Genomic DNA, 12561 nt, shown 5'->3' with positions numbered 1-12561 from the left:
CCTCCAAATTTAATTAAAATTGCAATGAATCATTATAGTAAAAAACATATAAATGTCCAATTCTTATCGAATTTTTTTACAATTAATGATAGAATATATATAACGAAAGCAAAGCAAAATAAAACGCAATAAAAACGTAGTTTCTTTTTTGTTTTTATATGTTTGTAACATTATATATTTAAAGATCAACATAACACATAAAAAGGAGGGGTGACGGTGAATGATGATGAAATCAACAATTTAGATATTGAGGAAAGAAATATCAATGGAAAGCCACTGACATATAAAACAGGAGACGTTGCATCAATTCTTGATGAAACACCTGCGATGATTCGTTATTATTGCAGAGAATTTCAGGAGTATATGACATTGGAGCATAATCCGGGAGAGCATAGAACATATACCGAAAAGAATATTGAAGAATTAAGGTATATTTTAGATTTACTTAAAGCAGATGGCTTAAGCGTAAAACAAGTGCATGAATTTTTATCTTCTCCTGAAGGGAAATTATCATCACCAATATTTGATCAACATGATAAGATGCAAGAACTTATTAATGCTATATCTTCAAAAATGGATGATAGGTTACAAGAAATAGTGAAGGCTGAACTACAATCCAATCTAATTCCAACCATTCAGGATATGTTACAAAACTCAATTAAACAACTTGCTACAACTAAAGATATCGAATACTCTTTTAAATCCATAAAAGATGAAGTAAAAAAAGATAACGAGAATACCAGAAATGCAATAAAAGAGATTAAAGAAGATAACAAAATAACAAGAGAGGCTATTGAACAATTTTCTATTAACAAAGATGAAATACGCAGAATCGAAGAAAATATGAGTAAAATGCATAATTTGGTGGAAGAAAAATTTAGAAATAAAGATAATTCTGCAAAACGAAAGGGTATTTTCGGTTTCTTTTCTAGATAATTAATTCGTGAATAAGTTGATAAGTGAAACGAAATTGAAATTACTGTTTACTTTCTTTTTAAATTAATTACCATAATCAGTTTACAAGTACTGTTATGGTTTTTTATTTATATAATAGCGTAACAAAAAAGAAATTTTGTTTTCCTTTCTTGTCCTTAGTTAAATAAGTACAAACGAAACCGTTATTGTGTTTTCTTTATCTCTGAGTTCGAATTATTATAGAAGAAATTTAGAGTTTAACATTTTTTTCTCTTTGAAAAACAATTTAATGGAATTTTGGAACATATGATAATTTGCATAAACTTTATGATAATATTCATATGTTATATGATGATTTACATACTATATGTGAGTTTTATCACATTTTTATGTTTTTTTACATATAATACATGTCATTTTACACATGGTTTGTGCATTTTATGAACTTTATCATAAATTCTATGTTATTTTTCATATATCAGATTGACAAATAATTTTATTAGTGTTATTTTATTGTTAGAAATATTTAACAAAAAGAACAAAAGGAGGACAAGTCTAAATGAGTAACTTTAATAAGTTAAATATCTTAAATATTGACGAAAAAAATTCTCACATAAATGTTGGGGGTATGGCAGCAGAAACAGAATATAATTTTAGAAATTTAAATATTCCTTTTATCACCGATATAAGAGAAATGATGCCAATAGGGCTAGATGTTGGCTTTTCTGCAACTAAAATATTTAGTATGTTTGGATATCATAAATATCCATCAGTAGTGAGAAAAATTAGAAAAAGAGATTTAGACAATATCAAATATTCTGATGACTGTTACATACTTTATAAGACAAGCGATAGAGATATTTGGTTGGTTGGCCATGCAGTTATAAATAGAACATTTGACCAATTAACTAATGAAGATACTTTGTATACAGAAAATAGGCTTAATAGTGAAGAAAATTTAGTTCTCAATCGAGTTGGTATTGCTTTAGCATTAATGAAAGATGATTTTTCATTTGTTAAAAACCCTGCCATTAGATTATGTGTAGGACTTCCTGAAAAACAAGTTGATTCACATGCTGATTCCTATATTGACTTATTAATGGGACATCATGAATTTGAAATAAAAATAGGGAGTAGAGACTGGCAGAAAATAAAGGTAGACGTTGAAGAAGAAAATATTAGTGTTCTTAGTCAACCATTCGGAACTCTTTTAAGTTTAGCGTCTGACAGAAAAGGGAAAATTATAAATGAAAATTTATTAAAAAAAGATAGAACTTTAATATATGATGGTGGTTTTGGAACAATTGATACGTTCCTTATTGAAAATGGAAATATTGTTAATTCTACAACTGATCCAACACTCGCTATGAAAGATATATTTAATGAGGCTAGAGATACAATAGCAGAAAAAACTGATATCATGCTTCAACTTCATCAGTTTAATTATTATTTAAGTAAAGATCAAGGTGAAAGATTTATTTGGTATAATGGCAATCAAAAATATGATTTAGACCCAGATATTAAATTAAGCACAATAAATTTTGCTGAAGATAATATTAAAATGCTAAATCAACAATATAGAGGATTTAATAATGTTGATTCCATAATTGTTACTGGAGGAACAGGCAAAGTATTTTTCCCATTTTTCCAATTAAACATTCCTAAAAATATTCAACTTGCAGAGGTAAAAGATTCAACAGATAAAAATGAAGATTTTGACTGTGTATATGCTAATAGCGTAGGTTTCTTTAATTACATTATAATTAACTATAGAGATGAAATTGGATATATCGAGGAAGCAAAAGAAGTAAAGGGATTGGAAAGCCTTAAGGATGAAGAAGTAGCAGCCACTTGTGAATCCGAAGAAATCACAGAATAGGTAATTTATACATGTCTAATTCGACTAAAGAGCAGGAAATAGATTTCTTGGATGGAAAACCGTCTAAGAATATCTATATTAATTTTGGAAAAAAAGACATAGACTTGTGGCATTGGGCTGATTCAATTCCTGACGGTAGATTTGCTCAGGTCATAAAAGATATGATTAGGGCATATGAAGGTCAGGATAACACATACCAGATACCAATTTATAAAATTAAAAATGAAGTTAAAAAGCCATTCCGTAAACCTATTAGCATAGGAAAAAGAGATTATGATGTATTTAGATATGTTACAGACATGGAGAATGATGGCAAGATAATCGGTTATGAATTAAAACAAATGATTCGATATTACTTAAATGGAAATAATGATATTTCTAAAATGGAAAGAGCATCAGACAGAAATAGATCAACTGATAAAATAATTACAATACCGGAAATTGGAAATAAAAAAATTCAAGTTGAAGAAAAGCAACAAAAACAAAAAGAGTTAGCAAATCAAATAAATTCTTTAGCAGGTGCTTTTGGTGTAAATAGAAGGAAAAAAACACAATAGAAAGTATCCTTAATAAAAACTATATTCTTTTATTTAATATTTTATACAATCGGCATACTTATCCTATATAATTAAAAAATGGGATAAGTGTGCCTTTTTTATTGATTTATTCTTTCATAATTTATATAATGCCTCTATGTAAATTAAGTGTTTAATTTATAGAAGTAAGTAGTTAAACATGATATGATCAATAATCAAGATCAGCAACATTATTATAAATCTCTTTATTTGATAGGGATAAAGTACCAGTTGTGCTTAAAATATCAAAGAACATAAAAACAAGGCGTATTAATCATAACGTTTTAATAGAAAAAGGAACAAATATTAAATTTTATTAAAATTACACATATAAAAAAGTACCGTTTGGTACTTTTTTTATATAATTTGTATTATAAGACTTCAACTTTTTATATGGTAATATCGTAACCTGCATTTTTTCTATTTTCCACAGACTTCAAATAAGAATCTAAACTTTTAACAAATTCATTATTTAAAGTCATTCTTGCAAAGTTTTCATACTCTTTTGATTCAGCACACTTTCTAAAGATTTCTCTAATGATTAACAATTCGGGATACTTATCTATATTTATCCTATCCATTTCAGCAATCATTATTGCCATTTCTTTATCTTCGTAAGGATAACCTTTGTACGCATTTTGTTTTATTTTATTCAAAATAGTATTATGAAGTTTATTTGATAGTTTACTTCCTACTTCATCATATTTACCAACTGAATATTCGCATCCTTCCTCCGATTTAGAACAACAAGCACAACATTCAAACCCTTCTAAAACAATACAACTTGCAATAAATTTATCACCATGAACTTTACACATAATAATTCCTCCTTAATTTCAATATCTTTATACTCCAAAATCTTGATATTGATATTTTTTATCTTTTAAATTTACCAAAAACTTTATCTTTGATAGTTATGGTAGTATTTTTTATTTCATTAACAGTTTTATCTATTTTCTGTTTGGTTTCAGAATCTTGGTTACTAAATTCATTATTGTCCTGTTTAATTGAGATCGTCTTATTGGTTTTTGCATATGCATCATAAAAAGGTTCTCCTACCATACTTGAAATTACAACAGCCATAGCCATTAAAGAAATAACAAAACTAATAGTAATCCTTTTGTTTAACTTGATTTTATTTAAATCAATAAAAAAAACTGTTTTACTAAATGGTGCAAATAACTGAAACTTAGCACCTCTAAAAATCTCTATTATGAAAAAAGTAGCGAACCCAATTGCAAATAGTTTGTAAGTATCACCAAATCCAACATAAGCAGTTATATTTATGGCCACGATACCTATTATGCTATAAGTTATTCTTTTGCTGCATAATACAGTGAACAATAAAAATATAATACCTAGTATAGTATGATTGTTTACATAAAATGCATCTTTGTGATAAGCATTTATCCAAAATGCAAGCCCAAATGCAAATGTAATAGTTCTAAAAAAAATGTTTGCATAGAGTAATAATTTTTTAGAATTTTTAGTTAGACAATGAGTAACATTTTCAGAATAAATGAAAGGACATAGCATACCAATTAAAGCAAATGGTATTTTTGATTTTGTCATGAATTCTGTTAAGTATTGAAGTAAAAATGCAATTCCGAGATATAGTGATACAATAATCACTTTCTTTTTATCCATTTTACTAAAAAAATCTTTAATTCTTTTCATTTTAAATCCCTCCTTGTGATATGTATTAAATCCAAATATAATATGTGCCTTAATTTTAAAAATTAATTTTAATATATTTCAAGTAAATAAAATAAAGTCTATGCACTATTAGTACATAGACCTTGTTTTATCAAAAAGTTAATTGTGTTTGGCTATCGACAGTAATTTCTTCTGAAGTATTCTCGGATTTAAACTCTAACTCATATCCTAAAATAACTTTTGTCTTTTTACCCCATGGCAGAATATTTTTTAGTTGGAATCTTTTATTATTTTCATTATCCTCAATATTCGTGGTAGACACTCTAATTTCTTGATCTTCTAATTTAAGTACAATGTTTTCTACTTCTTGTTTAATAAATACATTTTCTACGGTTTCATTACCCTCTAACTTCATTACTTTAATTCCCTTAGTGTTTCGTCCTGTAATATCTACATCCGATAATTTAACACAATTATAGTTTTGTAAAGATCCTATTGTCACAATAGATTGTTCCGTATTTTCTTCTCCTACTAAACAGTAAATTAATTCATCATCTTTCTCTAATTTAATAGCACTTGATTGAGTTCTATTTATATTATAATCACTCAAATAAGACCTCTTTATTTGGCCTTGTGACGTTATCAATGCGATTACCCTACTATCACCATTAAAGTCTGTTACAAAGGCTCCTATGATGTCTACAGGGACTTTTGGAGGTATCTTTTCGGCTTCATACTTAAAATAGTCTCCATTTTTAGTAATAAGAATTAAATCTTTAGTATTATCTGTGCTCAGAACAATGCCACCATCAGATTTAAAGTTTTTTGTTTGATAAGTTCTAATGTTTCTATCTTTTATAACAATATTAAATTCTACCACAGGTTTTTCTGCCTCAATAACATTTAGGTTTTTAACAATCTTAGTTCTTCTTTTGTCTCCATATCTCTTATCAATATCTTTAAGTACAGATTTTATATGGTCAAAAATGTTTTCATCACAGGAAATAAGGAGTTCTAGTCTTTTGATTTCATCTTTTAATTCTTTGATCTTATTCTTGGTTTCTGTTTTACCAAGAGAAGTTAGTTTAGACAATCTTAAATCTAATACTGCTTGTGCTTGTATTTCATCAAGTCCAAACTTTTTTATTAAATTATCTTTTGCTGTTTTAGGGTTTCTACTCTTTGCAATTGTTTCTACTATCGCAAAGATATCCTCCAAACAAATTAAGAATCCTTCCTGAATATGCAGATCATGTCTATGTTTTGTTAGTGAATAGTTTGTTTTTTTAATCAATACATCCTTTTGAAAACCTAGATACTCCTTAAAGTAGTCAACTAGAGATAGTGTTTTTAACTTTCCTTTAACTATCGCTCTCATACTAACACTTTGAGTAGACTCTAAATCAGTTTTCTTGAAGATTTTCTTTAAAACATAATTCGGATCTATATCCTTTTTAACTTCAATTACTATTCTAATGCCTTCTTCTAAATTAGATTCATCTCTTACATCAGTTACACCTTCTAATTTTTTATTAACATAAAGGTCTCCTAATTTAGCAAGAATAGTGCTTTTTTTAGTTTGATAAGGAATTTCGGTGATTACAATTAATTTTTTTCCACCTTTAAGATCTTCTATATGATGTTTTGCTCTAACTTTAAACTTTCCTTCCCCGGTTCTATAAATTTCATAAAAGTCTTTGCCTTCAGCAATTCCGCCAGTGGGAAGGTCTGGTCCTTTAATAATTTTAAGAAGTTGAGTTAATTCAATCTCTGGATTATTAATAAATGCTATAATGCCGTTTACCAGTTCACTTAAATTATGAGATGGAATATCACAAGCCACCCCAACAGCAATACCACTTCCACCATTTAATAAATAATTTGGTAGAATGGTAGGAAGTATTTCAGGTTCTTTCATAGTGTCATCAAAGTTATTTTTCCAATTAACTGTATTTTTTTTAAGGTCTTTTAAAAATTCTTCCACAATAGGAGCCATCCTTGCCTCTGTATACCTCATAGCAGCAGGGGAATCTCCGTCAATAGAGCCTCCATTGCCTTGCAAATCTACTAAAGGGTATCTTACTGACCACCATTGACTCATCCTAACCATTGCCTCATACACAGATGAATCACCATGAGGGTGCCATTTTCCTAAACAATCTCCGACTATACGAGCCGATTTACGATGTGGTTTGTCACATGTAAGGCCTAATTCCTCCATGGCATATAAGATTCTTCTTAGAACTGGTTTAAGTCCATCATATACACTGGGTATTGCTCTGTTTTCAATAACTTCCCCTGAATAGTTTAAAAAACTGACATGCATTTCATCTTCAAGAGCAACTTCAATAATATTATTATCTATAATTTCATTTTTGTTTAACATGCTCATACCTCCTTTGAGTAAGTTTTGTCGTTAAAATAAAACATTATTTCTTTAAAATATACTTGAATCATTTTAATATAATTAATTACAATATAATCGCACAAGTCAAAGGATTCTATTGATCATATTAGGGACTTGTAAAAATTAATTAAGGGGGTACTTGTAAGTGATAAATGCAATTTTGAAATCAAACTATATTGCAACACTTATTACAACATCAATAGCAATGAACACAAATTTAGATTTATTACTGGATAAATTAATAGTTTTAGCAATTGATAAAGTAGTGACTCCAGTAATTGAGACTACAACACCTCAAAACGTAGAAATATCTACCATGGCAACAGTGCCATACAAAATATATTAAAAATAAAAAAACCTTATGTTGTATGCGATGAAAGATGTTTGAATTAAAATTAATCACCAAGAACCCAAGACAACAAAAACAAGAGAAATATTTTAAATGTTCATGAACAAAAGGGGGAGGATAAATACCTCCCCCTTATATATTAAAAAATAAAAATTTATTCTAATTTATGAAACCCAATTATCTTGTAAATATTTCATTCTTAATTCACTCTTAGGACCCATGAAAGTAGTTACTAAAGTTTCTGCAACTGTATTTTCCTCTATATAAACTTTTTTAATTCTTCTAGTTTTAGGGTTCATGCAAGTTTCTTTTAATTGTTCTGGGTTCATTTCCCCAAGCCCCTTATATCGTTGAATATGCTTAATCTTTTCATCCTTGTTCAGTTTGATTTTAAATTCTTCTAATTCTTTATCAGTGTAAATATAGTAATCATTTTTATTTGTTGTTACATGATATAGTGGAGGCATACCTATATAAACCTTACCTAAATCTATTAAAGGTTTTTTGAAACGATATAAATATGTGAGAAGTAAGTTTTTAATATGCTCTCCATCTTTATCTGCGTCTGTCAAAATAATAATCTTTCCATATCTTGCTTTTTCAGCATCACATTCATTAGCAACACCAACTCCAAAAGCAGCATCCATAACTTGAATTTCTTTATTATTTAATATTTTTTCTATACTTTGCTTTTCAACATTAATGCTTTTTCCTCTAAGTGGAAGTACTCCTTGAGTTTTTCTATCTCTTGCCTGTTTTGCAGATCCACCTGCCGAATCTCCCTCTACTATATATATTTCACATTCACTTCTGTTTGGAGAAGTTGCATCTGCAAGTTTATCAAGATATTGCTTTGGATTAGATGTCTTTCGTGCAACATCCCTAGCCTTTTTAGATGCATCTCTAGCCCTTGCAGCCTGTTGTACTTTGTTGATGATTAAATCAGCAGTAGGTTTATTTATAGCAAAATATTCTTCTAAGTTCTTATTTACATAAGATTGAATGGCTCCTCTAACTTCTGGATTTCCTAACTTTGCCTTTGTTTGCCCTTCAAATTCTGGCCTATACTCAAGTTTTACAGATATAATGCCTGTTATTCCCTCTACTGTATCATTGCCAGTGAAATTCTGGTCTCTATCTTTTAGAATTCCTTCTCTACGACAGTAATCATTAATTGTTTTAGTTACTGCTGTTTTAAATCCCTGAAGATGAGTTCCACCATCAATAGTTGAGATATTATTTACAAATGAATATAGGTTTTCGTTATAATCATCCGTATATTGCACAGCAATATCAATATAAATATTTCGCTTTTCTTTTTTGCCTTTAATAATTATTTCTACTTCTGTTTCACCAGAAAAAGCAATGATGTCTTTATGTAGGGCATTTTTTCCTTCATTTATTGATTTGATGTATTCTTCAATACCTCCATCAAATTTAAATATTTCTTCTATCTGTTCATTTTTTCGTTCATCTTTTAAAATAAACTCTAGCCCTCTATTCAAAAAAGCAAGTTCCTTTAATCTATTTTTAATGGTTTGATATTTAAAAACGGTAGTAGTAAACATTGTTTCATCAGGTTTGAATGTAATGATAGTACCTGTTCGATTGGTATTTCCGAATTCCTTTAAATCCTCGACCACCTTTTGGTTACTGTATTTTATCTTGTACTTTTTTCCATTCCTGTACACGATACATTCAAGCCATTCAGAAAAAGCATTTACAACTGCTGCCCCTACTCCATGTAGTCCACCCGAAACTTTATATCCACCTTGTCCGAATTTTCCACCTGCATGTAACTGCTCAAATATCAATCTAACAGCAGATAATTTTGTTTTATTATTTATTTCAACTGGCATACCTCTACCATTATCTTCAATGGTGATAGAGCCATCTTTATTAATGGTTACTTTAATTTTAGTACAACCACCTGCCAAAGATTCATCAACAGAGTTTGCTACTATTTCTTCAACTAAGTGATGTAGTCCTTTTGATCCCGTTGAACCAATATACATGCCGGGGTTCATTCTAACAGGCTCTAGTCCTTCAAGAACTGTAATTGAATTCCCATCATATTTATTAATCATTGTATCCCACCTTTCATCAATGGTTTGCAGTTTTTATTATAGCATACACATATTTTTGAATAATATTTTTATTTAATTGTATTTTACATATAATTATAGAATTTTTATAATTACATTTTTTATTTTTGTCTAATATGTTAAAGTTAAAAGTTGGTTTTGTCAAATATTTTGAATAAAAAAGACTGCTAGGTATTAGCAGTCCTTAGATAAATCCTATATTATATTTAAAATCCCTGTAATAATTTTATAAAATCATCATGTCCTTCAACAAGTTTTATAGGATATCCTTCTTCTACTAGTTGTCTTGCTGTTGCTTCTTTAGATCCTGCATCTTCACCAATAAGGACAATAGTTGTTTTCTTTGATACTGATCCTGATACCTTTCCACCATTTTTTTCAATAATATCTTTATAATAGTTTCTACTCTCTTTAAGAGTACCGGTAATTACAAATATTTTCCCTTTGAAAATATCACTATCTTCTTTTGTATTATCTTGCATATTAAGCCCAATTAATTTTAATTGATTAATAAGAGCAATATTGCTAGGAGATTTAAAAAAGTGCACTATTTCTGTCGCTGCAACATCTCCTATATCTTTTATTTGGACTAACTCATCATATGTTGCCTTCATAAGAATATCTAACACTTTAAAATGTTTTGCAAGAGTTTTAGACATAGTTCTTCCAACTTCTCTAATACCAAGAGAATAGATTAATTGGTGAAGTTCTCTATTTTTAGTATCCTCTATAGCATTATATAGTTTAGTTAATTTTCTTTTGCCAAACCCTTTTATTGAGAGAATTTCTTCTTCATACATTGAAAGTATATAAATATCAGTTAAATCCTTTAAATATCCTCGATCTACAAACAATTCTACAATAGATGTTCCAAGACCATCTATATTCATTGCATCTCTTGAAGCGAAATGAAGTAATGATCCTTTTAATCTATCAGGACAATTTAAACTATTACAAAAGTGTAGAGGATACAATTCTTCTAAAGGTTCTCCGCAAGTAGGGCAATTTTCTGGCCACACTATATCTTTTTCATTGCCTGTTCTTTTTTCGTATCTAATACCGATAATTCTAGGAATTACATCGTTAGATCTTTCAAGAACTACGGTATCATTTAATTTTAGATGAAAATATTCTTCTGGCAAAATGACTTCAACTGTTTTTGAATCTCCATTAACATATAATTCAAATGCAACTTCAAGAATTTCACTTTTTCTAAGAATAAAAGTTTTATCTCCAAGGTTAATCTTATAAATTTCTTTTGATAAATCAATTGTTCTTAATTTCTCAATTGAGTCAACAACCATTTCTTCTCCCTTAATAATAACAACTAATTTATTTGTTACTTCAAGTAAATCATCAATTGAATCAATGGAATATTTTCCTGTATCTGTCACTAAGAATCTATGTTTCTCCAAAAACTTATCACTTTTATCAGGAGCAGGATAAAATTCCAAATCTATTTCTCCATATTCGCCATCATGTGTTTTAAAAACAATTGAATCTATATCATCATAAGGAGCAGGAGGTAATGTTCTGATGTAACCAAGATTATTTAAGGTGACTCTTTGAATATGAGTTCCTCCAATAAATCCATTTACACATCCAACAGGAGTGTGCTTACCTGTTCTTCCAACCTGTATTACTACATCTTCAACAACTGTTTCAACGGTAAGGCTCTTAAATTTAAAAGCAAATGCCCATTTAGGACCTCTTGCTGTCATGCCTAATTCATCCCTTTTACTTAATTCAGATACTTTTAGCACAAGCCCATCACAAAGAATATCTGTTACATTTCCATCTGTATTAAGAATATTAAAACCATTTTTTTCAGCAATTTTTCCATCAAAGTAACTCATACAAGTAGCAAGTAGATCATCAATATTATCAACTGTTTTGTAAGGTGTAACTTTAAATCCTAAAGATTTTAACCATTCTAATCTATCTTCATCATACTGAAATTCTTCTTTACATACTCCAATATCAAAAAAAACAATATCAGGTTTTCTTTCTGCTACCAACTTGGGATCTAATAATCCTAATGTTCCAGAGGCTAAGTTTCTTGGGTTACTATAGTCTCCTCCATTTTGTTTAGAATATTTCTCAAAGAAAGGTGTACAATACATAATTCCTTCTCCACGAACCTCCAATTGTTCATTATAAGAAATAGCCATGGGAACAGATCGTATAGTTTTTACATTTTCTGTAATCAAATCTCCAATATAACCATTGCCTCTTTTGACAGCATCTACATAAATCTGATCTTCATAACTTACATTTACTGTTGCACCATCAAATTTAGGTTGAATTAAAATCTTAGTTCCATTTCCTCCACAGTCTTCATACCACTTACGAATATCTCTCTCTGTTTTCCCTTTGTTTTCAATGGAAAGCAGGGGAGTGGTATGAGTTTTTTTAGGAACATTACTTAATGGGTCACTGCCAACCCTTTGGGTTGGAGAGTCAGATGTTTTAAGTTCAGGATGTTTCTTTTCAAGTTCTATATATTGTTCCATAAATCTATCGTATTCAGCATCCGATACTAATTGCTTATTTTCTACATAATAAGCATGATCATATGTTTTTATCTTTTCTTTTAATTCAATACCTAATTCTAATTCTAATTCTATTTTTTTATTCATTATTAATATCCTCCCTTAGAATGTAATAAAATACCC

At 29.0% G+C, this 12561-nt stretch carries 9 protein-coding genes; 4 read left to right on the top strand and 5 right to left on the bottom strand.

From position 1 onward, the window contains the following. Positions 1 to 210 precede the first annotated feature (210 nt). The 3 genes from HYG84_RS19475 (at position 211) to HYG84_RS19465 (ending at position 3351) form a co-directional block, all read left to right on the top strand. Positions 211 to 936, top strand: coding sequence for a helix-turn-helix domain-containing protein (locus HYG84_RS19475; protein ID WP_212382575.1), 726 nt, complete (start codon positions 211 to 213; stop codon positions 934 to 936). A gap of 538 nt (positions 937 to 1474) precedes the next feature. After that, complete coding sequence (locus HYG84_RS19470) at positions 1475 to 2794, top strand: ParM/StbA family protein (RefSeq protein WP_212382572.1); 1320 nt, start codon at positions 1475 to 1477, stop codon at positions 2792 to 2794. An 11-nt stretch (positions 2795 to 2805) separates the two neighbouring features. Next, positions 2806 to 3351 (top strand): hypothetical protein, encoded by a 546-nt coding sequence (locus HYG84_RS19465; RefSeq protein WP_212382570.1) that lies wholly within the window; start codon positions 2806 to 2808, stop codon positions 3349 to 3351. 407 nt (positions 3352 to 3758) lie between these two features. Here the strand turns inward: HYG84_RS19465 and HYG84_RS19460 are convergent, their stop codons facing one another. From HYG84_RS19460 to HYG84_RS19450, 3 genes are all read right to left on the bottom strand, one after another. Further along, complete coding sequence (locus tag HYG84_RS19460; RefSeq protein WP_212382568.1) at positions 3759 to 4187, bottom strand: hypothetical protein; 429 nt, start codon at positions 4185 to 4187, stop codon at positions 3759 to 3761. Positions 4188 to 4245: 58 nt separating this feature from the next. Further along, positions 4246 to 5046: a hypothetical protein gene (locus HYG84_RS19455; protein WP_212382566.1), complete on the bottom strand. Its 801-nt coding sequence runs from the start codon at positions 5044 to 5046 to the stop codon at positions 4246 to 4248. 130 nt (positions 5047 to 5176) lie between these two features. After that, positions 5177 to 7411, bottom strand: coding sequence for a DNA gyrase/topoisomerase IV subunit A (locus HYG84_RS19450; RefSeq protein ID WP_212382564.1), 2235 nt, complete (start codon positions 7409 to 7411; stop codon positions 5177 to 5179). Between the two features lie 166 nt (positions 7412 to 7577). On the opposite strand from HYG84_RS19450, the gene HYG84_RS19445 reads away from it, so the two are divergent. Beyond that, complete coding sequence (locus tag HYG84_RS19445; protein WP_212382562.1) at positions 7578 to 7778, top strand: hypothetical protein; 201 nt, start codon at positions 7578 to 7580, stop codon at positions 7776 to 7778. A 167-nt stretch (positions 7779 to 7945) separates the two neighbouring features. Here the strand turns inward: HYG84_RS19445 and HYG84_RS19440 are convergent, their stop codons facing one another. After that, on the bottom strand, positions 7946 to 9868 hold the full coding sequence (locus HYG84_RS19440; RefSeq protein ID WP_212382560.1) for a DNA gyrase/topoisomerase IV subunit B: 1923 nt from the start codon (positions 9866 to 9868) through the stop codon (positions 7946 to 7948). 224 nt (positions 9869 to 10092) lie between these two features. Continuing rightward, positions 10093 to 12525: an NAD-dependent DNA ligase LigA gene (locus HYG84_RS19435; protein WP_212382559.1), complete on the bottom strand. Its 2433-nt coding sequence runs from the start codon at positions 12523 to 12525 to the stop codon at positions 10093 to 10095. Between the last annotated feature and the right edge of the window lie 36 nt (positions 12526 to 12561).

It is taken from the genome of Alkaliphilus sp. B6464 (assembly GCF_018141165.1).
In the GTDB taxonomy this organism is placed as follows: domain Bacteria; phylum Bacillota; class Clostridia; order Peptostreptococcales; family Natronincolaceae; genus Alkaliphilus_B.
The sequence above is the reverse complement of the archived record's forward strand: the minus strand, read 5'-3'. Positions and strand labels throughout refer to the sequence as shown.